Source organism: Blautia sp. MSK20_18 (assembly GCF_020553125.1).
Taxonomy (GTDB): domain Bacteria; phylum Bacillota; class Clostridia; order Lachnospirales; family Lachnospiraceae; genus Blautia_A; species Blautia_A fusiformis.
Window position 1 is genome coordinate 15,210 of sequence record NZ_JAJCGR010000030.1, and the last position, 26,955, is coordinate 42,164.

Sequence of the window (26,955 nt, forward strand, 5' to 3'; positions counted from 1 at the left end):
AGAAAACTGCGGCGCTAACATCTACAAATAAAAATCTGTTTTGAAATTCCCATCCTTTACATATTCCATGACATGAGCCATTGCCTCTATCATGTTATTTTCGCTTAAGTATTGAATCATCGATTTTAACTCAGTATCGGTGAAGAAATCAAGCTTTAAAATATCTTTTACTATTTCATATTTCCCAGATTTGACAATATGTATCATTTCAGAATATGTCCACTCTTTCAGGTATCTCAGTGCATTTGCATCACCATCAAGAAGATAGAGCTCTAACGCCAGCGCGTAATTGGTATCAGGAGTGTTGACAAATGACGTTAACAATGTTAGCCTGTTGCGAAAAACTGAACTGTGTACTTCTTTTAACCAATCACGCAGTAGCCCATCAAGCACGTAATCCTTATATTTTGGAATTGGTACTGGAAGACGCAGACTCTTTTCTCCAGCTGTAATCTTGATTGTCATCTGTGGAATTTTTGCTGTGAGAAATTTTTCCATCATCAAATCACATAACTGAAAATTCTCAATGTGCTGGAAAACTGATTTCGGTCTTACATTCAGGTTCATAATAAATTGAGTCAAGTCAAGCAGCAACGCCACTCTTCCGCTTACATCTCCATTCTCAAACGCAAAATCCGGGTCCTTATCTCCTGCAAATTCAATTTCGGAAAGGTTATGACACCCACTAAATATGTCTGGAAAAATACACTTTACTCCTTTCCCAAAAACAACTTTTTGAAGATTTTCACAATTCCCAAATGCATACATCTGTATCGTCTCAACTGAATCAGGAAGTACAATCTCTTTGGCATTTGGGGCACGAAACGCAAACGAGCCGATTATTTTTGTACCTTCTTTTATCTCTATTTTTTCTTCTTTTGAACGCAGTTCTTTTAGTTTCTTTTCTGCGTCTGTATAAAATGCAAAATCCATATTATTTCTCCTTTTTGTGTTTATATGTACAATATACTGGATTTTTAGTAAAAAAGCCGCTGCCGGATTGGCAGCGGCTTGTCAAATGTTAAAGAACTTACAAATTCAGAGAATCCGGCACTGCAAGTCCGCATTTTCGCATCTCATCAAGCAGATACGATACGGATGTCTGCAATTCCTTCTCCTGCGCGACTGGCAGTGTATACAGCAGCGCTTCTGCATCCATCAGGCCAAGAGATACAAATTTTGACAATGCAACATCATCTCCGCACTCCGCAAATGCTTTTGCGATTTTCGCCGCATTGTTTTGGAGGTATCTTTTCGCATCTGACGAACCTTCCAGGATGTACAGCTCCAGTGCAACGCTCGCTTTGTTCTGAAAATCCTGCATCATTCTAAAAATGAGACGGTATGACAGAGACCGGCTTGTCTTATCTGTACCGCTGGCGAGAGCCGCGTACACCATATCCTGGATGACAAACATGTTGAGGTATTTGTTAATGCACTTTGGAAGTCTTATGCTTCTGCCGCCATATGTCAGCAGAAAGGTTTTCTGTGCTTTTCCTGTATTGAGAAATATTCTCCCTTTGTTTAGCCGGATTTCGTCTGTCCGGTAGAATATTGAAGATTCTTCCCGGATTAATCCATACAGTAATGACGACAATGCATCGTCTACATCTTCCTTAATTGGTTTTGTCCAGACGATTTCCTGCACGCCTGACCGGAAAGTTAGGTCCTCCCCACATTTTTTAATACCTTTTCCGAGCGTGATTTTTTTTAGCGTTTTGCAGTCAGCAAAAGCAAAACGATTCAATTGTGTCACGGTATCCGGAATAGTAATCTCTTTAACATGGCAGAAATCAAAAGCATTACTTCCGATTATATTATATGGCTCTGTCAGAGTCACCACGTCTACTATTTCTCCGTCTTTCCTGGCGTCGTAGTATTTCTTCAGCATCTTAGCACTCGCCGATGCATCTACAGAATACGGCGGCCGGTAAATCGTCCTGACTTCTTCGTTAGCTGATTTTGGCATTTTTTTTGCTCCTTTCTTTTTGCTTCTGCACTTAATATGCGGAATTCTTTTCATGATAACTCAGCCTTACGCCTTCGTTACCAAGCCTCGCAGAGGCTGACAAACGAAGCCGTGATACCGCGAGCTATGCTCGCGTGTACCAGACGAGGGCGGGTTTCCCGCCCATCGATAAGGCTGAGTACAGAGAATAAATATAACCAAGCGGCTTTTGCTGCTGACAAACGAAGCCGCAAGGCTGAGTGCAGTGCACGAACGGGAATTCAAACCCGCGTGCGAAGTCAAAACCGGAACCTTTGGTCGGCCGGGGATTCCCCGTTCTTCGTTGACAAAAGCCCGTCTTTGCAGACAGAAGCAAAAGCCGCAAGGGGACCCGCGGCGTGCTTGCGTGGCAGCCCTCTATTCTTACCTCTCCAAAAATCCCAGCAATTCCGCCGGCGTCACCGTCTGTGCCACCTTTGTCATATATTTTGCATATGTTCCAATGATAGAATCGCCGTGATTCCATTCTTCCGTCTTCTCTGTATTCAGCCAGAACGCTTTTTTTGCCTTTCTTGCAATTGCTTTCACATAGTCTTCACCGCTGGCATTTTTGTTATTTCTCGCATCACCGATGAAATAAATGTAAGAATCGCCAGTCACCTCACTCATGTGCTCGTCGTAGAACGTTCTGAACGGGATTTCATAGTTAGAATAGGCACCCGCCCTCGGTATCGCATCCATAACGGCTTTCACTGCTTCATTCGGGTTGTCTGTTTCAAAGAATTTTGAAATATCATAAAGACGATTCGTAAAAGCGTAAGTCTTGCATCCACCGGGAAACACTTCCTTCATTGCATGCATAAACACCAGCATCATTTCAGAGGCATTCTTGCAGGACCCAGACACATCAAGAATCAGAATCAAGTTTGACTTCTGTCTCACTGGCTTCTGGTGTATAAGTCTTAACGGGATGCCGCCAGTCTGGCAACTTTTCTTTATCGTAGCCGGGATATCAATCTTAGATGAACGGTTTGCCCGAATCTTCCGTGACATTTTTGTCCGGAATTTCCTTGCATTGTCTTTGATATAGTCTGCAATCTGCCGCTTCTCTGCATCATTCATTTTTGCGAAGTCTTTATCCAGTACAATGTCACCGGCATGTTTGGACCTTACTGCATTCCTGGCAAGCGCTTTATTGAATTCAGCACGATGCATATTAGATTGCTCCTTCACAATCTCATTCATTTTGCGCTGGAACTTTGCGTCTTCTTCCTGCATTCTCTTTTGCATTGTCTTGATATCATTTTCCGTCTGAGCAATCTGTGTACTCAAGCTCTTGGCTTCTTCCTTGATTGCTTTCAGCTGTTTTCCACGTTCCCGGATAGCCGCCATGATTTCGCTGCTGTTGGGTTTCGTACACGCTTTCATGGAAGCAGCTTTAACTTCACGCATTAACTGGCTTTGCTCAGGTTTTATGCCACTTTTTACTACTTTTACGAATTCTTTTAACGATTTCTGGCCTTCCAGGCATTCTTCCAGATTTTTAATACCTTTCTGCTGTTCCTGCGTCTGCTCTGCTTTTCTAACTTCTTTTGATTCTTTCTGCCCTTCTTCCTGTTGTTGCTTTAACTCCTGCTGCCTCCCTGTCAAGCGCTGCAGTTTTTCATTCATTTTTTTCTTATTTTTTTCGTGCTCATCTTTTGCTTCCCGTTCTTCGCGGTGCCGGTAGTAATATTTTTCAAGGAATTCACTGTAAATCTTATCAAAAGCGGCTGACTCCTGATAACTATGTACAAGCATTGTGGAAAGGAGCCGTTTGATATTTACCTTTCCGCGCATATCACTGATAACGGAAAACACTTCTGAAGCATTGCAGATATAACCTGCGCTGCTAAAATACTCACATGCCTCAAAGATGAATTCGTATAGGTAGGAAGGCGTATCCGCCGTTACTTCCGGGATTACCGGGGCCCGGTCTCCTACAACACCTTGCGAAGGATTAGAATTGTCGCAATAGTCATCAAACTCATAGTCATCAAAGTCCATACAAAGTGGGGCATAATCGGGACCATCACACTGTTCGGAAAATAAACATACCTCACAATCAATCCAATTCAAACAAACCCCCTCCTTACTCTACAGCAATATCTCCTGCGTATGTTTCAACCGCCTTTCGGATAATTCCCATGTCTCTTCTGTCTTTTGCCAGCAGTCCGATAGATTTCATGACCATGTCTTTATTTGCATCATTTTTCAGGAAGTTCGCCCAATCGACCGCCTCCGAAATAGATACGGGATGTTTCAGGTGCTCCTCCTGCAGGGATACAATGCATGATGCGATGCCGGCTGCCACTTTGTCGTTAACTTTTGCATTATTCTTCAGGATTTCAATAATCTCTTCCCTGGTCTTTTTCTTGATATAGAGGTACCCGCAGCGCCTTCTCATTGCACCTGATAATTCGCGGTATCCATTAGACGTCAGGAACACAACCGGCTTCTGGCCTTCCGGGCAATTTACCGGTCCCAGCTGTGGGATATTGATTCCATATCCTTCAAGATATTCATACAGCATATATTCGGTCTCTTCTGAAGACTTGTCTATCTCATCAATCAGCAGCAGTTTCTTTCCCGTCCCGTTAATGGTCTGCAGTACTGGACGTGGAATCAGAAACTCTTCTCCATAGAAATTTACATCTCCTGCTACTTTTCTGATGGCAGCATTTACATCCATGCCCTTGATTTCTTCATTGATTTTGGGTTTTACTGCCTCCAATGTCAGCAGCTGCCGCTGGTAGTCGTAGTCATACAGGATTTCGTCTTTTGTTAATCCGTCATACATCTGCAGGCGCAGAAACGGCAGGCTGAGCATTTTGGAAACAGCAATCGCCAGTGATGTCTTACCGACGCCCGGGTCACCCTCAATCAGAATTGGTTTCTGCAGTGACAGTGCCTCAAATACAGCATAGCAGATATCATCGTTTGGGATATATCCGTTCTCTTTTAGTCCTTTATCAATCTCTTCTATTGTCATCATTATTTTCTCCTTTTTCGGCTTCTCATCAGCCTCTTTTTGTTTTTTACATATCCAATATGCTGAAATTTTGTCCGCAGAATCGTTTTTTGCGATTTTTCTTGTCAGAGAAATCTTGCATATTATTTTTGAATATTTTTTTACAAAGAAAGGAGAAACTGAAATGGTCCAAAAAGTTTCTGTACAGAAAGGTGTTACATTTTATATAGCAGAACGAGGAAAATGCGTTGATGTTGACATTGACGATGATGTTACCACATTGACGTTTGCACGTATGAGGAATGTTTCTATCAGCAATTTACAGTATGGAGTATTTGCACCGTCGTATTTTTTGCGAGATGTGAAAAAACAGTTCCCAAACATCAAAGAAATCGTGATTGAGCAAGGCGTTGACGATATTGACATCAGCAATATGATGTTTCCGAACGTCAGAAGGGTATCTTCACGCAGCTACTCATATACCACCGGAAGTATGCTGATAAAGACCGGGTATAACGAAGCGAGGCTTGAAAATACATTCTGCCGAAATCAGGACGAAGTGGTTGACCTGCACGATGTCATTTTGATAGACAGCTTTGCTTTTGAAGGTTGTAAATCAGTTGATATCGTTAACAGCAACAACGTAGCCAAAATTAATGATAATGCTTTTGCATATTCCATATTCGCTGAAAAAAAGCCATTCACTAATGGCATATGTACCATCGGCGCGGTCCTTGTTGATATTGAGCCTGGTGCAACAGAAATCACGCTGCCTGATGGTATCAAGTCTATATACACGGGAACAGACACAAATATAAACAATATTAAGTGTATAAAAACTGCAAACGTCAAAAACCTTAACGCGTTCAGTGACAGCAACCTGTTCCTTGACAGCGTAATCATTGACACAGATGAATACATAGAAATGCCAGACATAAGGACGTATGCAAAACGTCCAAATGCCTTCAACCTGTTCGTTAGGGATAGCAATCCATTCTATTGTTCGATAAATGGCGTCATCTTTACAAAAGACAAAAAGAAACTCATCGCATATCCTTCTGGCCGCGAAGGGGCATATAAAATACCGGAAGGAACAGAAATGATTTATGACTCCGCTTTTATAAACAGCAGGATATCGTCAGTGAAGATTCCCGATTCTGTGACAGAAATCGGATATGCAGCCTTTTGTGACTGCCATGACCTGTCAGATATAGGGTTTGGAAAAGGCATTAGCGATTATGACGATAAAGGGGGTTCAAACATCTTTGCAAGATGTACAAGCCTTAAAACGTTAAAAATCCCGGCGTACATTAAGACAATCGGAGCGTCAATGTTCAGTGGATGCGAATTTAAAAGCCTCGAATTAGAAGAAGGGGTGGATACGATTTCCGGCTGGGCGTTTGATTCTGTTGATTTTGAAGAAATTACGCTTCCCCGCTCATTAAAAAAGATGTGCGGTAATAATTTTAATAAAGCAAAAACAATCAATGTGTATGAAAGGATACCGGAAGGCCTTATATCAAATATGGTCAGCCGCTGCAGACGCAACGCCGACCGTCCCGACAGAGACATTGATACTGATAATTTACTGCTTAAGCTTGTCATAACTGATGATAAAGGCAAAAAAACGTTATATATTCCACGATATATATACATCGGTAATGTTACTTCCAGCCTAGACCTTAGACTTTCAAATTTTTCATGGCGTTTATTTCCGCAGTCTTACTTTAACAGCCTGTTCATATATTGCGACGATGACGCTATCACACAGGACACTGCCATTGCTATGTATCAACACGATTCCAGCAATGAAGAAGCGGCTGCTTATCTGAAAAGCCATTCAAGAAAAATCGTGAACCGTCTATTAAAAGAAAATCAGGAAAAACAGCTGGCCAAATTTGTCGGACTCGGATTCCTTTCCGAGCGCGTCTTAAATACTCTTTTAAAAACAACACAAAAAAACGGAATGAAGACAGCAACTTCCTACATTCTTGAGATGCAGCAGAAAAGCAGCAATAAGAAAAAAAGAAAAACAACATCTTTCAGAATCTAACCAATCTAAGCCCGGCACATGCCGGGTTTTTCTTATACTCGAGAATATCGCATATTGTATGTACAAAAAAAACAAAGAAAGGAAGAAAAGAAATGCTAACAACATTAAATTCGCCAGAAGGAGCTGTTTTTTATTTTGAAAAAGGTGTATATGGTTATACATGCAAAAACCTTGATGTCCCGGAATCCGCTACTACTCTTACATTCATAGACGAAAGCCATACCTATAGCGGTTCTGGCTATCTTTTGAAGGACGTAATGAAGCAGTTTCCAAACATCAAGACCATTGTCATCAACGAGGGGGTCCAAAGCATTGAGATTTACAACTCCATGTTTCCAAATATTGAGAAGGTTATCTCGTATAGCCGTAATTTTAAATCTGGGCCAATGCTTATCAGCAAAGAAACGGGTATTTTGTTCAATTCCTTTTATCATGACAAAGATTTCGTCATAGATATGGAGAATATTGAACTCGTAAGGTCGTATGCCTTTGAGGGCTGCCTCTCAGAGCATATCAAAAATATCCCAGAGCAGATTATCGCCCAAGGTAATTCTTTTGCCGGTTCTGCGCTTGAATTCGGAAGAAAGCAATTTGTAAATGGCGTATTCTTGATTGGTAAAACGGTAGTAGGAATTGACCGTACTGCAGATATGGCAGTTATCCCCGATGATGCCACCGGTGTATATATTAAAAATGCGGATGACATCGAGGAGGTCGTTTTCAGCAAGCCGGACCAGTTAAACAAATTGAAAGGCACAAGTTTCAACACACTGGTCATCAACAACAGGCTAAATTTATCTGTAAACGATTTACTAGACTACCTTTCAGACATCTACGCTAAGGCGTATCGTATAGCTAAAAATAGCGATAGATTCTGTACTGTGGACGGTGTGGTATATACTAAAGACAAGAAAGTCCTTATTAAATATCCAAATAGACGTGATGGTCATTACGATGTACCGGAAGGGACAGAATATATACTGTATAATGCTTTTGCAGGAAGTAAGATTGAGTCTGTAAAATTCCCTGAGTCCTTATTCAGAATTGGGACTTATGCGTTTTCTGACTGCAGGCAACTTACAGATATCAAATTTAACCATACCATTGACGATTACAGCAGATTTGGTGATATGGGCCAATTTTATGGGTGTAGAGGACTCAAAGAGCTTGAAATTCCGTCATGGATAAAGGTATTGTCAAGCATGATGTTCTCATGCTGCAATTTAAAAAAAGTTGTCCTTCATGAAGGCCTGGAGATTATTGGCGATACCACGTTTAACGATATTGCTGCGGATACATTAACTGTACCCAGGACACTAAAAACCGTGAAAGCAAATAATTTTGGCAGATTCATTAAAGAATTACATGTGTATGACCGAGCGCCGGAAGGAATCCTGCTGTCTGTATTGAATGCATACAATGACACATCAACATACAATAAGATAGGACTCACTTTCAAACTTATTGTAACTGAAGACGACAAAGATTATACGTTTTACTTTCCAAAAACCCTGCCAAAAGAAGTCATCTCACAACTGGATGAATGCTTCCGCATGTTTTCTCCAAAAGCAGCTGACATAGATTGGATTGACAGTCTGTATGCCTTATGTTTCAGTAACGCACTTGTTCAGGATACAGCCTTTGAACTCTACGATATTACCAAAAAAGACATATACCGCAATGCATTGAAACGCTCAAGGCAGAGCATCGTGAAACGGTATTTCAACGAAGGAAAGGAGGAAAAACTCGTCAAGTTCTTTCAGCTTGGATTTTTTGCAAAGAGTTCTCTTGAAAAATTCCTGAAATTAGCACACGAAAACAACATGAATGCTCTCGCGGCATACATCTTAACAGAGATTGAGAAAAAAGCACCAAAAAACGCTTCCAAAAAACTTCAGCTTTAGAATGCCCCGGCCTTTGCGCCGGGACTTCTTTTTTTTACCGCAAAAAAAAGAGCGGAAAAAGTTCCGCCCTTTGATAACTCGCGCTTCGCGCTCGTGACCTGACTTCGAACTGGGATTCAGACCCGCGTGCGAAGTTAAAACCGGAGCATTTAACCCGCGGACGACTTTTTGTCGGCCGGGGATTTTCCGTTCTTCGTTAAAAACTAGCAAAACATCAGCTGGCCACCGTTATCCTCGTAGAAGATAATATCCACAATTTCTGGTGAATCGTCGCATTCTGTCGGATTTTCTGTGCTGCTCTTCTCTTTTGAAAAGTAACCAAGTTTAATCATATCGGCGATAAAAGCATCGAATTTCTTATCGATGACTTCTCTTTCTTTCCCGACAGGAATCGCCACGCTAACGCCATCAGAAGCCGCTTCAGAGTGACCTACAAGATAGTCTGACTTTCTGTCTCCAAGTTTATCCCTGACATAGCATGCAAAAGCCCTTGCAAACATTTCAGGGGCCGATGACCAATAACCGTTTCCGGCCTTTTTATAAGCCCCATCAAAGTTTTTGGATGCTGCATAAAATGCAGTTTCTTTTCCATCCTGTTTTTCAAATGCCGTAAGAAGCTCTTTTGCAGATGCAAAGACCTTGTCTGATTTCACATTCTCTGACATATATCCATACAGCCCAAGTTTCTTTCCAAGATAAGCATCCATAGCATGAGCCCATTCGTGAGCCAGTGAGCCGGCACCACGTTTTTTAGTCATATTGATGACATTTCTATCCGGTTCATAATGAGCCATTGCTGAGCCACGGCCTCTTGCGCCGAATGCGATTGCCAGTTCACCACCAAGGCTGATGTCCCGATGTGAAATACCTAAGGCCTTATAGAGGTCTTCAAAACCATCATAAGCCATGTTAATACTTCCCACTCTGTCTTTTGAAGAAGTATAGTTTCCGAACTCGCCACCACGCAGTCCATATCTTGCCATCAATACATTTCCAGCAGTAAATCTGAAGTAACTGTAATCGCTTCCTGTCCTTTCAATCTCTGAAAGATGTGGCGGAAGAAATGCTTCTTTCTTCTCTGCCTCTTTCTTTCCCGCATTTTTTTCTTTTTTGCTTTCAATGGCTTTTTTCGCATTTTCGCAGGAAGTATATACTCCGATTTTTGTTCTGTCGTACATGGCAATATACAGGCAATCATCTGGAGACTCTTCTACCAGCTCAGAATAATTGACCTTGTCAAAGAAAGTGGTAATACAAGTGCTGCTTTTTACTGTATTTGCAAAAACACCTTTCTTGCTATATGGCTTAGTTTCAATATTCTCCGCTTTTGCTTCAAACACATAGTATTTTTTTGCCTCCTTATCTTCTCTTCTCATAAGGAAGTCGCTTTCTGCGCAGTCTTTTGAAATACGTTTTGTGCTATATACATAACGAAGCACTTTACTGCCGTCAAAAAATGGTTTCGTTTCGCTATCCGCGTAAACCCAGTGCTTGTCATTAGGATTCTCCGAAGCCTTTCTCAGATACTCAAAAACGCCTTTAGACTCAACGATATCCGGGTTCCCGGCATAAAATGCCTTAACCTCGTCTATCGTATTGCACGCTTCTACATCTGACTTAAATGCCAGCACGAATCTGACATATGCCTTTGCGTTTGCTTCCGGTCTGGATACAACAGCCTTGCGCATCTGGTTCTGCCAGAAGCATACTTCTTTTGGCGTACCTTCTTCAATCATTGCCCGGTAATTTGGCAGTTTCCAAATCTTTGACTTCCTGGCCATTTCGCCCTGTTCCTCATCAGAAAGTGTGTTAAAAAGTGCCCATAAGTCTTTCTTTGCTCCGCCAATTTTTGCTCCGAAATCGTTTAGTTTTTTCATAGTTTTCCATTTCCTTTCTTTGTTAACCTTTGTTTGTGTTACATGATTAATATGAGAAATAGAAAAAAAGACAAAAAGCAAGAGGAAAAGATAAAAGGAAAGATGGATGGTGGATGGTTGACAGTAGAGAAAATGAATAAAAAAAGAGGGAAGGCAAGCAACAGAGCGGCCTTTGGCTGCTCTGTTGCGCGTAGTGTTATGTTGTTGTAGATAGATTGGATTAAGATATTTTTGTGTAGGTGTCGGCAACGTTAAAGGGGAACTTTCCGGAGGTGAAGGTTTCGCCGGCGGTGTTCTGCCATGTGCCGGAAAGTTCATAGTCCGTGCCAACAAATTTGAATGTGGTGCCTGTGGTGAGGCTGGTGAGACCAGAGCATCCGGCGAACATGTACGTCATATCCGTCACTTTTGATGTATCCAGTGGGGTTAAGTCCAGACTTGTGAGGCCGGAGCAGCCGTAGAACATGGAATGCATATCCGTCACGTTTTTCGTATCCAGCGGCGTCAAATCCAGACTTGTGAGGCCGGAGCAGTCGTAGAACATGGCATACATATACGTCACATTCTGTGTATCCAGGGGGGATAAATCCAAGCTTGTGAGGCCGGAGCAGCCGTAGAACATGGAGTCCATACCCCACACTTTTTTAGTATCCAACGGTGACAAATCTAAACTTGTTAGACCGGAGCATCCGTAAAACATGTAACTCATATCCGTCACATTCTGCGTGTCCAGCGGAGACAAATCCAGGCTTGTCAAACCAGAACAGTCGTCAAACATGGATTTCATATCCCACACTTTTTTAGTATCCAACGGTGACAAATCTAAACTTGTTAGACCAGAGCATCTGGAAAACATAGAACCCATGTCCGTTACATTCTGTGTATCCAGTGGGGTTAAGTCCAGGCTTATCAGACCGAGACAGTGGTAGAACATGTAACTCATATCCGTTACCTTCTGTGTATCCAGCGGAGACAAATCCAAGCTCGTGAGGCCGGAGCAGAGTCCGAATAGGTCTCTCATATTTGTCACGTTCTGTGTATCTAATGGCGTTAAATCCAGACTCGTGAGACCGGAGCATTTGTAAAACATGCCACTCATATCCGTCACGTTCTGCGTATCCAGTGGTGTTAAATCCAGGCTTGTCAGGCCAGAACAGCCGTTGAACATGGAACACATATCCGTCACGTTTTGCGTATCCAGCATTTTAAAGTCGATTTTTTGAAGCTTGCTTCTATTGAAAAACATATTTTCGCTGTCTTTTGCCGCCTGTACTTTTACGCCCGGAATCTGCGTAGACACCTTCATGACTGTTCTGGCATCATCATCCAGCCATGCGACAACACCCCCATCCCCGTCTGCGTCAACGTCAATGGTCGCTTTGTCTTTTGGTTTTACCTCATCGGTAAACACGATTTCAGTAACCGTATTTGGGATTAAAGAATTGAAATCATTATATTGTTGTTTATAGCTCGCGCTTCGCGTTCGTAACCAGACTTCGAACGGGGATTTAGACCTGCGTGCGAAGTTAAAACCGGGACCTTTGACTCGCAGACGACTGTTGGTCGGCCGAGGGTTCTCCGTTCTCCGTTGATAGTTGTCATTATATCCTTTAATCTCAAACGTCATCTCTTTCGCCCACAAATCCACATCCCCGGTCAGTTCAACCTGCGGTATGCCAGCATCAGAAATTTCTATTTTCTGCGTACACGCTTCATTCGCATACCACGCCACTCCGGTTCCTACCGATTCCTTATAACTCCCCTCCACAATCTGTCTGGAAGAGTTATAAACTACCATATTCTCGTTGGTCCCGTCGGCAAATTTTATCCCGTTCCCGTGGAATGTGACGGTGTACCCCTTCGTGCTCTTGCTCGGCCTTCCAGTGCTTAAATACATATCCGGGATTTCACGCTCCGCATTGGTCAGTCCGCCATCCCATTTCTTGGTGATGGCCACAGCTCCGGCCGTCTTATTATCCTTGAAGTCGTAAATTCCACTTCCGTCGTCGCTGTTTTCGTTATTCTCCGCGCATCCCGCTTTGCTGCCTGTTTCGTCTATTTTATCCTCAGTACTGGTACCTCCTCCCGAAATATTCTGACTATTCTGATTACTCGCATCTGCGGCATAAGTCCTGACTATCAGCTCATGCCCGCTTTCAGGCAGCATCGCTGCACCGGCCATCACCGTCACCGCAAGCGCCATCCCGGCTGCCATTTTTTCAAACATACATCTGTTTCTCATTTTATTCCTCCTTTTGATAACTCGCCAGCAAAGCTGGACTCGTTACCAGAATAAATATGGTACTTCATGCTTCGCACTCAGTACCAGAATGAATATGATACCTTCCCTGCTTTGCCGGAGTCGGTACCAGATTAAAAATGATAACTCGCCAGCAAAGCTGGACTCGTTACCAGAATAAATATAACCAGCCTGAAGTGCGGCGAGCGAAGCCGTAAGGCTGAGCGAAGCGTGTTTCGAACGGGGATTCAGACCCGCGTGCGAAGTTAAAACCGGAACCTTTGACCCGCGGACGACTTTTGGTCGGCCGGGGATTCCCCGTTCTCCATTGAGTCAATCTGTATACGTTTAATATGCAGAATTTGCAAAAACAGTTACAATGCAGAAATACTTGTACAAAAAAAAAGAGCCGGCAAAGCCGGCTCTTACAGTCAGGAAATATGCAATTCTTCATTATTTTTATTTTTCTGCTCGTTCAGCGCCTTTAAGATATACGCTTTTGCAGTAGTTTGTTTTCCTTCATCATGCAGTATTGATGCTTCTGGATTGTTTTTAAGTGCAGCATTTGTGTCAGTTCCATCTTCCAATGCTTTAAGCATAAGAGACAGTGTACGGTGCGAAACAAAACCAGTCTGTATAAATTCTGAAAGTTCCTTTATGTGGCCGTATGCCAGGAGCGTATTAGAAATTGCTTTCTCGTTTTCTTCCACGAATTTAACAAGCTTTGCGTTACGGTTTCCAGCGATGTAAGACATGGCAGCAACAACCAGTTTACAACGTCCAGAATTAGCGTAAAGAAACATTATACCGTAGGAGTCTTCTATTTTATCCTGAAGTATTTTCTGCACAAGATGCTCTGTTCCGAGTTTCAATGTACGCGGCATATAGAACTGTTTTCCGTCTATATCCAGGACAATCATATTCTGCATCGGGTCTTCATAGAAAGAACGCATAAACGAGCTTCCAGTTATAGCTATCACGAAGCGTTTTGGAACACTTTTTAGATGTATTATGTGCTTTACACTTTGGAAGTTTTGTGCACCGATATATTCCAGTGATTCAGGAAGCGTAACCTCACCAAGGTCTTTTCCGTTAAAAGCATTATCCCCAATATATTTCACACCGTTTTCTGCAAAAGTTATTTTGCGAAGCTTACATCCTGAAAATGCTCCATAATCGATTATCTCTAACTGTTTCGGAAGATTGATTTCTTCCAATCCCCAGCATAACTCAAAGCAGCGGCAGTTTATTTTTTTAATTCCGTTTCCAAACTCAATGTGTTTAAGATTGTGACAGCCGGCAAACGCCTGCTGGCCGATTGCCTCCAGGGAATCAGGAAAGACTACGGAAGATATCCATTCGCAATGACTAAATGCTTTTTCATTAATGAACTTGACGCCTTTAGGGATAACAACTTCACCCGCTCTTGCAGCAGGACATCTCAGTAAACTTCTCATATCTTTTGTATACAAAATGCCATCTTTTGTAATATAGTCTTTACTTCCATTTAATTCCATCCACTCCATTCCATCTTGGCCTAATACAGACTGTATCTTGGCAACGGAATCGACATTGTGTCTGCAAAAAATGTCCGTTTCATCAAGTTTCAACGCATTCGGGTCGTTTAGAATCAATTTTTTGGGAAGGTGCGTAAATTGAGCCAGCAGGTTAATACTGGATATTTCCAGACATTCAAGTCCCCAAAGGTTCTTCCATTCAGTACACGTAGCATATGGCGGAATGGTTACTTTCTTTTTGGTTACATCAATAGCCACAATTGTGTTCCCGTTCATCTTAACTCCGTCTTTACTCCATCTCTTTTCTTCTGTATCATTGGAGGATGACCAATCTTGATATCTTATTTTGCTCGTTTTTTCCATATTCTTTTATTTCCTTTCTTCTTTTTTATACGTCCAATATGCTTAATTCTGTATCGCAAAAAAAAGAAGGCTGCTGCCAGCCTTCTCATCAAAATTAAAGAGATAGATTTACTTTTTCAGGTTCTTTTGATTTATCCAGAATATATGCTACTGCTATATTCCACCCCTTCTTCTTGACCTCATCTATCAGTTCAGGCCTCGCATCCACGAATCCAGTGTTCAGACAATCCACAAACTCTTTTTCAGAAAGGTCTTTCTCATCCAGGGCTAGCAACACACGTTCTGGCTCAGTTATACCGTGAACTGTGCTCGTATTACACCGTCCATATATATCTTTTTTTATCTGTTCTTTTCTGGTATATTTGTATGCTACCATAGCGCACAGATGTTTTTCAATCTTGGAACGTGAGTATAGGTACAGTGAATCCAGAAAGTCGTCAGTCAGTCCACGCCAGGAGATATATTCAGACTCAAATCGTTGTACACATTCTGACAGCCTGCAAGTATCCATGCGTTTCGGTATTGCAAAATGTTTCCCATTGTAATCTACATCCATATATCTTTGACCACACGGACCAGCATTGCTTATGAATGCATGCACAAATCCAGATGGTATTATCTTTAGCTTAAGCCATTTGACGCCATCTGTTGCGGTGAATGACCGCTTCCCAACTTTTTTCAGCGTGCTTGGAAATTCCACATTTTTAAGACTTTCACAGTCCATGAATGCTTCAGGGCCTATTTCCTGCAAGCCTTCATTAAACTTTACATTTCTTAATTTTTTACAGTTTTCAAAGCAATCGTTGCCAATATACTCTATCTGCGCCGGAAATTCCACAGACTCCAGGCTATTACAAACATCAAATATTTGACAATGTCCATTTGCGCCAAGCCTTCTGATTCCATTACCAAAATCAATATGCGTGAGATTATGGCAAAGCTGAAATGCCCGCGAACCTATGTCCTGCAAGGTGTCTGGTAATTTTACAGAGTGTATCTCAGAACTATAGAAAGTCATATCTTTTATTTTAGTTACGCCTTCCGGAATCGTCACATGTCCAGTTTTTCCTCCTGGGCAGAAGCATAAAGTCTTCATGTCGCTTGAATACAAGATTCCATCCACGCTTTTATATCTTGGGATTTCGGAAATCAGATTTTTTGTATTATCCGAAACGATACCGCATATCGTTCTGCTGACTTTTGACCATGTGCATTTCTCTTTGGAGTCAAGAATCACGGTCTCCGGCATGTAGCAAAACGCCTCAACGGAGTCCAGGCATTTGACACGCATACGCTTGATATTAGTGTCAGCGTATTTCATGTCTCTGATGGCAGACTGTACTTTTTCGCTTAGAACGAAAATCTGTGGTTCCTGTGGTACAACAATCTCTTCGGCCATATCATCCATTGCTATCATTATATGTCCCGCAAGTTTGATTCCGCCTTTAAATGGCTGTTCCATAAACGCAGAATCGGTAAAAGCATTTTCAGCAACATATTCAACAGATGCATCGTTTACCAGGCTCCAAGACCGGCATCCTTCAAAAGCAAAATTATCAATCTTATTGACGCGATGGAGGTCGACAACATCATCTTCTGATTTGCAAAAAGCATTCAAAAGCGTATTCCCCTGCGTAATACTTTTTCTCACAAGCATTGTAGATGTCAAAAACTTATCAGAATTGGAAATCACATGTTCCACATTCGGAAACAGTGAGTTTGGAATATCAATCTTTTTAACACCTTTTGGAATGATTAATGCTTTTACGCCTGGAAAAGAACGCTTGCAATTCCTGAGCGCAAATTCTGGAGCCTCCAGCCGAACACTGGTACCAGGGGTACTCACTTTTATATCCGTACAGACGTTTCCTTCGAAATACAGCCAGGCATCCTGCGTCGGAATCCATTTCTTTTTATCCATATTTTTTCTTCCTTTCTTTGTAGCTTTGTATTTAATATGCTGAAAAGCAGTTCCGGTAAAACAAAAAAAGCCCCGCTGCCATGTTTTCCACAGCAGCGGGGCTTTCAAACAAAGAAAGGATTTTCGGCGGCGAATCCGCCTGATGTCTGAGGGCTTTTTTTCTTCCCTCTTGTTGTATATACTATACCATATGCTGAACCACTTTGCAAATTTTGCGAGTCTTTAAGGTTCCTCAATTGGCGGGATATGCTTGCACGGCGGGGCTTTCTTTATCCTTGCCCAAGGCAACTGGTACAATTTTCTGTATTCCGGTTCTTTTTCGCTTCCTTCTGTTTCCCTTGCTGTTATCGGCCGTTCTGAATACTCGTTGTCATTACAAACTGGAGGCGTCCACTTACAGGGAGGTGTTTCTACGATTGCCATATATTTGTTTCTCCTTTTTTTTTACTTTTTGCATTTCCAATATGCCGGATTTTCACACAAAAACAGCGGGCCTTCTGCCCGCTATGTTGCTAGATATGAAATTCTGTGTCGTCTGTCTTTTCTTTTTGCATCTGCTGGATAGTATATGCAGCAATGTCAGGCATATTATGCTCATTTGCATACATTAACAGGTCACTCAATGCTGAATCCGGCAGAAATCCGTAACAAATCAGTTTTGCCAATGACTGCCTTTTGTTATGCGTCGATAACCAATCCATAAGGGCAACACTGTTATAATGTAAGAATCTTTTGAGCTCAGCCTGTTTTGGTCTGCTGTCCGGCCATTCTTCTGGTGCTTTTAGTCTTCTCTCATATTCAGTTAGTCCATTTAACCGCAGGCTTGTTATATCTGAACTGTATATATACCAATCTGGGTCTTGGCAGTGCTTGCTTAATTGCAGCGTCGCTTTGTCTTCTACATCTGAATTCACCGTTTTAGATACGAATACTTCTTTTCCATCTGGAAAAATAACCCTTGCACAAAAAGCAGAGGAAGCCGAACTATTTAGACCAAGCACCAGGCCATCTGGAATTACGTTTGAGGCTAAATGTAATTCATCCACATAAGGTATGGCCCATCGTTTAATACGTTTTACCGTTTCAGGAAGACTTACCTTTTTCAGCTTCCTGCATGAAGCGAATGCGCTGGCACCAATGACTTCCAGCCCGTCATGAAAAACCACTTCTGACAGCTCACTGCATCCAAAAAATATCATATTCGGGATTTCTTTAATTCCGGCAGGAATTTCGATACCCTTCAGGCTTTCGCATTTCTTAAAACATGCGTTATTGCCAAGCTGATTCGTGATTTTTTGTAGATTTTTGCTTAAATTGATTTTCTTAAGATATTTGCAACAGCTAAAGGCTTCATTACAAATCATTTTCACGGAATCTGGCATCACGACTTCTTCCACACTGCATCCCATAAATGCTGCTTGCGCAATCTCTTCTGCAATATCATCAATCACTGCTTTCTTCATTCCTCGCGGACATCTGAGGACACTCCATGTCTTTGTAAAAAAACCATATTCATCTATGACTCTTCCATATAAAAGTCCATTGATGCTTTTGTATTCTGGTGAACAGTTCTGAAGTTCAATCTCTTCAGTTGTTTCGCTGTCCAGTATGTCAAACAAATCATAATCTGTGTCATCAGTCCTTTTCTTTATATTTTTTACAATTACTTTTTTAGGCAGCCGTGTCGTGCAAAGTACATTTACCGTAGCCGCAAGGTTATTGATGATAAGCCGCTTGGCTTTGTGCATTTTCTGCATAGCCTTTACGGCCCGTGGCGCAGTGTATATAGCATAGTCGGGTATCTCATACTCTTCCAGGTCCGGCAGCATTTCTACAATGATTGGTCCGGCCATTCGAAATCCGCCAACCGCCTTGTTTTTGTCTGAACAAAAATCTGAGTCGGAAAAAGCATATTTTTCAACCTGCGAGAGGTCAGCAACATTTTTGATTTCTACGATTTCACATCCGGAAAAGGCTCCTGATTTAATCATATCTATTCCGGTTAAATCTACGTCTTCTCCTTTTTTCAGGCAAAACGCATTAAGCAGAAAATTCCAGTCCATGGCTTTATCTTTCTTCACCAGCATGCTCCCGGAACGATAATTTACATTATTTGAGACAATCTTTCGGCAATTTGGAAACATTCTGTTGTTGATTTCTATTGCTGCAACATTTCTGGCAATATATATCTCCGTTACATTCGGAAATATCATGCAAGAATACCTTAATTTGTAATACATTTGATTTGTGTTGTTGTCCTCACCAAAACATACGCGTTTAACATTCGATGCCATATCAATGTCTCGGCAAGTATAAACGTCTGAGCAATAGAAGGTTACACCGCCGTTATCATAACAGTAGGAAATTCCACTTTCGTTACCATAAATTCTATCCATATTTTTTATCCTTTCTTTGTCTTTTATATTTTCATCTCCAATATGCCTGATTCCTACACGAAGAAAAAAAAGCAGCCGGCTTTGCCGGCTGCAACGAAACGTCCAGCTTTTCAATTCAATCTTAGATTTTCCGCATCCACTCTTCCATTTTTTCTTCTGCACTCTTCCAGTGCCTGCATGATATAAGCCATGACAACAGGTTCCTGCCTGTCTATTTTTGCAGCAACAGGTGGCGCCAGCATCTGTGTCTCCAAGTTCATTTTCGAGTCTTCTTTTAGCATCTCCAGCATTACATTTAGTCCAGTTCGACTAACAAAACCGGCTTGCAGGAGTTTTACCAGGAGTTCGGTATGTCCAGCCTTAAGATATCTTTTTGCAATTTCGTCAGCCTGTTCTTTTAAATACTCTTTTGTATTTTTGTTTGGCGTTCCATATGCATAAGTAAAAAATGCCGTATCCTGTTTAGCCTGCTCTAAATATGACAATTTAAAAGTGTCTCCGTATCGCTTTTTGTCTCTCTCTTCCAAAATGGTCAGTATTTCTGTTTGGCCAGATAAATTTAATGATTTCGGCACACATATAATGTCGTTATCAATATGTATTGACAGTACATCCAATCTTTGGCTATACCTAGGCGTATATGTTGCAGAAAAGTTTGACGAAATGATAGACAGCAGCCCTACTGGAACACTGTGGTTTAAATATATGTCTTCCACCTCTGCGAAATTGAATCTTCCGATATATTGTAGTGAATCTGGGAGAAAGATTTTCTTTAATTCATCACAATATGCAAAAGCACTAGAAGAAATACTCATTAATCCTTCATGAAAGATTACCTCTTCTAAGCCGCAGTTCATGAAAGACTTTTCCCCGATGTTGCGTACCTGCTCCGGAAATTCAATCCGTTTCAGTTTATGGCAAGACTGAAAGCATCGTGAAGACGAGCCGATGCGTTGTATACCATGTCCAAAATTCACATGTTCAAGATTTTTGCAGTTCGAAAATGCTTTGTTCCTAACATCCTGCAGCGAATCCGGAAATTCCACAGCGGAAATCTTGGAGTTCTCAAATGCTCTTGGCTCAACGTTAACCGTGCCGTCTGTAATTTTTACACCTCCATTCCTGTCCACCGGACATTTAACTAGTTTATATCCGTCTTTTGAATACAGTATTCCATCAACCGTTTTGAAATAAGGATTGTCATCTGTCAGTTCCAGCCATTCCAAACCAGCGCGTCCAAGGACCGAATCGATTGCATTTACGCCGCTCCAGTAACTCAACGAATAAGAAGCCAAATTGCCTTTGTCGTTCAGCACAAGCCTTTTTGGTAAACCGGCAAACTGTGCAAGTAACATCAGGTCGCTTACCTCCATAGAGTTAATACCGTACAATGGCAGCTGATATGTTGTATCTTTTGCATATTCAGGAATCACAACTTCATCTGCATTCCGGTCAATATCTACGACTGTATGTCCATCCATTGTTACTCCGTTTATTTTTTCCATATTATTTTTTCCTTTCTTTTTTCGTATTTGCAAATACAATGTGCAAAAAACATTCAGGAATGATTCTTGACATCAGTTAAGACCAATTGCGCAATATGCGCCGGGTTGACATTGTATTTTGTCAGGATTTCCATTGCTTCAGCCCATTTGCTGGACAATATTTTTTGCATATCTTCCGGCTTGATACTATATTTTGCCATTATTTTTTCAGCGTCTTTTATTTTTTCTACCCCACGCAAATTTAGAAAATCCATGTCAATTCCGGTTTTCTCATATATTGCATCTCTATTTACGGCGGCTCCGCCGCCGGCCAAGGCTGCTGCCAGTAATCCAATTACAATCCTTCTTTTTGTCCTGCGAAACATAAACAAACACCTCCTTTTGGGATATATTATTTATATACAATATGCAAAATAAAACAGCCGCCCGAGTAATCGGACGGCGCTGTAAAAAAATTGCATCTTACTTATGAAGTCTCCACCAGATGATTTTTGCGGGTATTTTTTATCATAATAAGCAAAGAAGACTCCATCTGAATCTTTGATTCAGGTGGAGATGAATTTGTAAATATAAAAAATACAATGAAAAATATCTATTTTTTCTTTTTTGTTCCATGAGGACGGCCGGGTCTCCTGTTCTGTGTTTCAACATACTCTTTTAATACATCCAATGTAACACCACCTGAAGTTGCGATAAAATAACTTCTTGACCAGAAATTATCTCCCCATAGAAATTGCTTCAGATAGTCTCCATAATCTCTCCGTAGGATTCTTGCGGTAACTGTTTTTAATGTAGCAATTTCATTTGCGACCGCATATTTTGGACTTAGTTCCGCCAGGATATGGACATGGTCACAGACAGCTTCTATTGAAATTACATGTCCTTCATGTCCCTCTATCAACCGGATGATTTCTTTTTTCAGTCTGTCTCCTATTTCTTCATTGATGCATTTTCTGCGATATTTTGTCACAAGCACGATGTGATACTGCAGCCCGTACACTGCATGTGATGATTTCCTGTATTCCATAAATATACTCCTAATTAATTATGTATGTAAGTTTCTAAATGCTTGACAAATCTTTTGAATATAGTATAATTATAAATATATAAGTAATATATGTCAAGAACAATTTTAAGGAGGGAGAGCATATGGAAAAATGTCTTTTTTCTAAATATACAAAACCGGATGCGATGGATTCCATAAAGACAGACATTGTACGTTACAATAAGATAAAGTGCTATGCTTTCTCTCTTATTGTCAAAATGGGTGGGGACAAGCCGCTTTCTGACGGAACATCCATACACAACCATTTAAAAGATAAATTTGATGTTAACGACCATTTTGCAAATGCTGCAAAAAGAGAAGCGGTTGCTTCTTATAAATCCGCGATGGAGTGTCTAAAGCTGAACGCCGAAACGCTTGAGAGCAAAATCAAACAGGAGGATAAGAAGCTTTCTTCGGAGCAGAAGCGGCTTGGCCATTTAAAAGAAGAAAAAGCGTCTCTTGTGAATAGAAGCCTTCATCGTAAATCTGGGTCAAAGAGAAAAGTGAAGTTCAAGTCTTATCGCGGCGGCAATGAATCGGAAACCAGCGAAGGCTATTTTCAGGTAAGGAAAGGCAAGAAGGTTACGACATACAAAAACCAATACCTTTTTGAAGTACAGTATCTTACACCTGAAATCAAGCGTGTTGAACATAGGATACACTGTATTGAGCAGAGAAGAACAAGACACGAACATGAATTGGAAAGAATAAAATCCCAGATTGACAACGGGCGGCCGTCTGTATGTTTTGGAGGCAGGAAATTATTTAAGCAGCAGAACACCATCTATGCAGGCATACATGATAAATGGCTTAAGGAATACAGAAGCCGAAGAAATAATGGTATGACAATTCCTGGAAGAAAAGGCATCATACAGGGCAACTGTGTTGTCAGATATGATACTGATACAAAAATACTTTCTTATGACTCCATGACCAGGATTCCAGTCAAGACTAAAAGTTCCAAGACAAAAAAGGAGTCCGTCCTTCGGGCAGTTACTTACGAGATAAAAGGTGTTGAATTTCTATACGGGCAAGTCTTTGTCAATGACGCAATAAACAATGAATCCAGGCAGGCAGTCGCGTGGAGGTTTGAAGATGCAGGCAACAGGATACTCGTAAAATGTATGGTGTCTGTAGAACAGGAACTTCCGAGAAAAAATGAATACTATACCGATGGGTGTGCCTCTTTTGATACAAACGTGAACCATCTTGCAATGACAGAACTTGATAAGAATGGAAACCTTATACACCACGAAGTGATTCGTTTTGACATCACAGGAAAGACGAATGAGCAGAGGGAACAGATACTATCTAATTCCCTTGAGCAGATATTTAAGTATGCCAGACAGAAATGTAAACCTGTTGCGATGGAAAACCTGAAAGACATCAAGAATGAATCAATGTACAAAAACGAAGAGTTAAACAGAAAACTGTCTGAATTTGCTTACACAAAAATCACACAGCTTGCAGAATCTAAATCTTATAAATACGGAATCGGTCTATACAAAGCAGCACCGGCATTCACATCACAAATTGGAAAAATAAAATATATGCGCCATTATGGCATATCAATACACGTTGCCGCAGCAATGGCGATTGGAAGAAGGGCAATGGGATTCAAGGAACGCCCTCCTAAGGAACTCCGTCCACTGATTCCACAGGATAACAAAAACAGGCATCACTGGTCTCAATGGAGATTTCTGGCAAGGTGCTTAAAGAAACAGCCAGCTTATAAATTTTACCATATGATACCATATGGCAAATTTGAATGCATTGCAGACATGAATAAATACATGAAAGAAGAATTCTGCAATTACCAAAACCGTGCATACTTTTTAAAAAAGCTTGCGGGTATATTTAACCAACTGGCATACATAATGCCAGACGCAACTACTGTATAATTTACATATTTCATGCTCATTATCAATACGAAGTTAATTGAATATATATATGGATATGGGTGAACCGGAAATCGGAAGGAAACCAGAGGAAGAACTTCCCGTCTAAGGATGAAATCATTCATATCCATCTGAAAGGTATGAGAAATGGCGCCCGTTATCTTCCAATTAGCATTGGCTTCGGTCTTTGCCTTGCGGATAGTTTTGGAAACCTGACGGCATGCCCAGGTGAAAACAAGGTGAACGATAACACTGTGAGTAGCCCTTCAAGTAATTTTGTATCTGAAATGTTTCGATTCGTCGAAACCTTCCAGATACGGATGAACGAAGCCTCCCATTTGATTTCTGCTCGCCAGAAATCAGTGGGGGAGGTTCACTATTTTTGTACATACAAAAAAGCAGAATCTTATTTTTTATTGATTCTGCTTTCCACAAATTTTTTTCTTCTCGACGAAATCATAAAACCAATTAGATACAAACAATTCATTCATTGCATCAATAAAATCTTTTTTGGAAACAGTACTTATATCAAATCCATATGCAAAAAAGATATTTTCTTCTGAATCGTCAACCCATCCACCTTTTGTCAATCTCCAAGTCTTTTCCGGGGCTCCTTCATTTCCAATATAGCAATACCAAAGAGGGTCATTTCCATCAACGATAGCAAACTTTAATTTATTATCGTTTAAATCAGGAATGTCCGTGTTCTTCATATATAGATTGTATGCCTCTTTTTTTGCTATATTTTCAGATTCAGAATACAACCGCATTTCCTTCTGCGTAAAATTCGGGATTCCTTTTCTCATAATGGATTCCTTATATTCTTTCCTTTCGTCGTGAAAATGACTCATATATGTGGCTTTTGCGATTGCATCATCTAGCGCCATGGAAAAATTCCCTTCATAGTAAATTTCCGCTTTTCTAGCATATCGTGCGATTGCTCGCTTGTCTTCAGAAAATGCAATTTCATAAAGGTTATGAATTTTATCTGCATTCTTTACTGCGGCCGCCATTGGATTTTCCAGGATTCTGCGGACGTATTCCGCCTCATCCATTCCATCTGGTCGTGTCACCAGTTTTACGGCTTCATAAACTGGCATTCCAAATTCTTTGACTTCATCTTCGGTTGCATCTGTGTCCTCTAATACATCATGAAGTACAGCTGCAATCTGATAGTCAACATCATATCCATATTTTTTCAGCAGCTCTGCGACAGCCAACGGATGATAGATATATGGGGTTCCATCTTTTCTTTTCTGGTTTGCATGTTTAATTGTTGCAAAGATGATTGCTTTTGTTAGCTTTTCTTCTTTATTCATGGTTTTCATATTCCTTTCTTTCTTCATGTCTAATTTAATATGCATAAATATTTGGCAGTTAAAATTTACAATTCATAATCATCAAACGCTTCTGCTATTGATGGAGCTTCTGTTATCTTTTCGGCATTGTTTAATTCAATATTTGTTTCGGTTTTGTCCGGAAAATTCGTTTCCATCCATTTTTCATGTTTTTTTACTGTTTCGTCTGCAATACGTGCGACTTCGTTAAGTTCACGCGGATGCGCTACTGTCGTATGAGCAGCTATTTCATGGCCTGCTTTGTCAACAGAAGTAATGACGGCAGAATGTTCTTTTTCTGTATCAATTGAATGGTAATGCTTTACACTATTGTCAGGGTAGCGGTTTTCGTATCCTTCAAGTATTGGGGATTCTTGATTTCCATAATATACGGAAAAACGAATTGCTTCTGAATTTGAATCCGTTCTTTTACTTTCATACTCTACCAACGTTTGCTCTTTTCCAATAGATAACAATTTTTCTTTTTCTTTTTGAGGCATTTTATAATCATGGATTGCTTCTATATTTGGAGGATTTTTTACAATCCCATGAATTCTTTTGATTTCTTCTTTCATTGCTTCTTTATCTCTTTTTAATGTACTGACTGCTCTGATTTTTTCATACAATTCATGCCCTTTTTGTTTTGCATCAAAACTTTCTTTGGAATGCACCTGGAGTTCTATTTCCTGACCATATGGTGAAATAAAATTTAAATGGATTCCTTTATATCCTGTAGCCCCAAACGGATGAGTATAGTAATTTTTCGTGCCGCTTAAAGTATATCCTTGTTCTTTCATGAACTCAATAGTATCTTTTGTGACCGAAGCAATATCTCTGTGATTACATATTTCTGTATATCGAATCATATCTTTAAAGTTAGCAAGCTCTCGTTTTGGCGAAAATCTGCCAGACGTATCTCTCTTTTCTGCTCTTAAAAGCTTGTCTTCTACACTTGGTGCTGTTTTGACGGAATATTCTAATCCTGAAAACTCTGTTTCAAGATTATCAGCTACGTTATTTATAGCAGATGTAATGAGCGGTTCTATAACTCGTATTTTATTATATTCGTAGAATAACTTATCATTTAATTGCTCTGAGGTAAATGTATGATTTACCATAGCCATGGTGCCACTTTTATATTTCATATTTGTTTTCCTCCGTATTGTTTAATTTTATATAAACAATATGTGAGATTATTTGTATCACAAAAACAGCCGCCCGATTTTTCGGGCGGCAACATTAGAAAACAATGTACAAAAAAATATTACGCATTTATGCGGCTTTTTTAGGAATTTTTTTGCAATCTCTTTTTGGCAGATGCTTATCCAGATACTCAGCAACTTTCTCATATGTATCGTATGTGTATTTGATGGTGATAAGTTTATATCCATGCTGTTTTGCGTATTCGCGCTTGCGGCGGTCATGTTCTTGCTGCTTTTTGAATTGCTCTTCACCGCCAAAAAATTCACAAGATTCATAATGCTGTATGCCATTATATTCAATTAAAATAAATCTATTTTTGGCGTCAGGTATTGCAAAATCATATGATAATTTACCGTCACCGGTGCCAAGCAAATCTGAAAATTTCTGTTGTGAAATGTATGTAACATCATTTTTTTGAAGATATTTTTTTACATATTCTTCACCTTTATATGTTATTAAAAAAGGATTTCCAACACCACTAACTCTACTTTTAATTTGAGCCTTCCATTCGTATTTCATAATTTTTCCTGTTTCGGGATTTTCTGCAAACTGCACCCACCAAACTTTTTTAACGCATCCACATGCAACCATTTGTGGTTTTAAATCTCCATTTTTATCATAATTCCATTCAGATGGTGAACTACTCGGCAATTAAATTACCGAGCATCTGATGTGCGGAGCCTGGGCCCCGTAGATTCAGGGTGGGTCCATACCACCACTACTGTTTTTTACGCAGCTA

Annotated in this window: 19 protein-coding genes; 3 read left to right on the forward strand and 16 right to left on the reverse strand. The window is 40.6% G+C overall.

What is annotated here, in order from left to right:
- Positions 1 to 21: 21 nt before the first annotated feature.
- The 4 genes from LI091_RS14265 to LI091_RS14280 all read right to left on the reverse strand — a co-directional run bounded on the left by LI091_RS14265 (position 22) and on the right by LI091_RS14280 (position 4,982).
- Entirely contained in the window at positions 22 to 933 is a 912-nt protein-coding gene (locus tag LI091_RS14265; protein ID WP_173734195.1) for a leucine-rich repeat domain-containing protein, read from the reverse strand.
- 97 nt (positions 934 to 1,030) lie between these two features.
- A complete protein-coding gene (locus tag LI091_RS14270; RefSeq protein WP_173734194.1) occupies positions 1,031 to 1,969 on the reverse strand; it encodes a leucine-rich repeat protein in 939 nt (312 codons plus the stop codon).
- A gap of 402 nt (positions 1,970 to 2,371) precedes the next feature.
- Positions 2,372 to 4,066 carry a VWA domain-containing protein gene (locus tag LI091_RS14275; protein ID WP_173734193.1) on the reverse strand — a complete coding sequence of 565 codons (1,695 nt, stop codon included), beginning with the start codon at positions 4,064 to 4,066 and terminating at the stop codon, positions 2,372 to 2,374.
- A gap of 13 nt (positions 4,067 to 4,079) precedes the next feature.
- Complete coding sequence (locus LI091_RS14280; RefSeq protein ID WP_173734192.1) at positions 4,080 to 4,982, reverse strand: AAA family ATPase; 903 nt, start codon at positions 4,980 to 4,982, stop codon at positions 4,080 to 4,082.
- A 160-nt stretch (positions 4,983 to 5,142) separates the two neighbouring features.
- Here LI091_RS14280 and LI091_RS14285 point away from each other — a divergent pair, with 160 nt between their 5' ends.
- Together LI091_RS14285 and LI091_RS14290 are read left to right on the forward strand one after the other, a co-directional pair.
- On the forward strand, positions 5,143 to 7,011 hold the full coding sequence (locus LI091_RS14285) for a leucine-rich repeat domain-containing protein (protein ID WP_173734191.1): 1,869 nt from the start codon (positions 5,143 to 5,145) through the stop codon (positions 7,009 to 7,011).
- 92 nt (positions 7,012 to 7,103) lie between these two features.
- On the forward strand, positions 7,104 to 8,915 hold the full coding sequence (locus LI091_RS14290) for a leucine-rich repeat domain-containing protein (protein ID WP_173734190.1): 1,812 nt from the start codon (positions 7,104 to 7,106) through the stop codon (positions 8,913 to 8,915).
- A 203-nt stretch (positions 8,916 to 9,118) separates the two neighbouring features.
- Here the strand turns inward: LI091_RS14290 and LI091_RS14295 are convergent, their stop codons facing one another.
- The 9 genes from LI091_RS14295 to tnpA form a co-directional block, all read right to left on the reverse strand.
- Positions 9,119 to 10,792, reverse strand: coding sequence for an LPD1 domain-containing protein (locus LI091_RS14295; RefSeq protein ID WP_173734189.1), 1,674 nt, complete (start codon positions 10,790 to 10,792; stop codon positions 9,119 to 9,121).
- Between the two features lie 220 nt (positions 10,793 to 11,012).
- Positions 11,013 to 13,034 (reverse strand): BspA family leucine-rich repeat surface protein, encoded by a 2,022-nt coding sequence (locus LI091_RS14300; protein ID WP_265191288.1) that lies wholly within the window; start codon positions 13,032 to 13,034, stop codon positions 11,013 to 11,015.
- 428 nt (positions 13,035 to 13,462) lie between these two features.
- Positions 13,463 to 14,911, reverse strand: a complete 1,449-nt coding sequence (locus LI091_RS14305; RefSeq protein WP_173734187.1) for a leucine-rich repeat domain-containing protein — start codon at positions 14,909 to 14,911, stop codon at positions 13,463 to 13,465.
- 94 nt (positions 14,912 to 15,005) lie between these two features.
- Positions 15,006 to 16,832, reverse strand: a complete 1,827-nt coding sequence (locus LI091_RS14310; RefSeq protein WP_265191289.1) for a leucine-rich repeat domain-containing protein — start codon at positions 16,830 to 16,832, stop codon at positions 15,006 to 15,008.
- 222 nt (positions 16,833 to 17,054) lie between these two features.
- Positions 17,055 to 17,255, reverse strand: coding sequence for a hypothetical protein (locus LI091_RS14315; protein ID WP_173734185.1), 201 nt, complete (start codon positions 17,253 to 17,255; stop codon positions 17,055 to 17,057).
- 89 nt (positions 17,256 to 17,344) lie between these two features.
- Entirely contained in the window at positions 17,345 to 19,390 is a 2,046-nt protein-coding gene (locus LI091_RS14320; RefSeq protein ID WP_265191291.1) for a leucine-rich repeat domain-containing protein, read from the reverse strand.
- Entirely contained in the window at positions 19,339 to 20,733 is a 1,395-nt protein-coding gene (locus tag LI091_RS14325) for a leucine-rich repeat domain-containing protein (protein WP_173734183.1), read from the reverse strand. The genes LI091_RS14320 and LI091_RS14325 overlap by 52 nt, the downstream gene beginning before the upstream one ends.
- A 53-nt stretch (positions 20,734 to 20,786) precedes the next feature.
- Positions 20,787 to 21,098: a hypothetical protein gene (locus LI091_RS14330; RefSeq protein ID WP_173734182.1), complete on the reverse strand. Its 312-nt coding sequence runs from the start codon at positions 21,096 to 21,098 to the stop codon at positions 20,787 to 20,789.
- Positions 21,099 to 21,325: 227 nt separating this feature from the next.
- Positions 21,326 to 21,760 carry an IS200/IS605 family transposase gene (tnpA, locus tag LI091_RS14335; protein WP_173734181.1) on the reverse strand — a complete coding sequence of 145 codons (435 nt, stop codon included), beginning with the start codon at positions 21,758 to 21,760 and terminating at the stop codon, positions 21,326 to 21,328.
- 122 nt (positions 21,761 to 21,882) lie between these two features.
- Between tnpA and LI091_RS14340 the strand changes: the two genes are divergently transcribed.
- A complete protein-coding gene (locus tag LI091_RS14340) occupies positions 21,883 to 23,679 on the forward strand; it encodes an IS200/IS605 family accessory protein TnpB-related protein (protein ID WP_265191293.1) in 1,797 nt (598 codons plus the stop codon).
- Positions 23,680 to 24,089: 410 nt separating this feature from the next.
- Here the strand turns inward: LI091_RS14340 and LI091_RS14345 are convergent, their stop codons facing one another.
- From LI091_RS14345 to LI091_RS14355, 3 genes are all read right to left on the reverse strand, one after another.
- Positions 24,090 to 24,995: an HD domain-containing protein gene (locus tag LI091_RS14345; protein ID WP_265191295.1), complete on the reverse strand. Its 906-nt coding sequence runs from the start codon at positions 24,993 to 24,995 to the stop codon at positions 24,090 to 24,092.
- 65 nt (positions 24,996 to 25,060) lie between these two features.
- Positions 25,061 to 26,158, reverse strand: a complete 1,098-nt coding sequence (locus LI091_RS14350) for a hypothetical protein (protein ID WP_173734178.1) — start codon at positions 26,156 to 26,158, stop codon at positions 25,061 to 25,063.
- Positions 26,159 to 26,285: 127 nt separating this feature from the next.
- Positions 26,286 to 26,867, reverse strand: coding sequence for a zinc-ribbon domain-containing protein (locus LI091_RS14355; protein WP_173734177.1), 582 nt, complete (start codon positions 26,865 to 26,867; stop codon positions 26,286 to 26,288).
- Positions 26,868 to 26,955 lie beyond the last annotated feature (88 nt).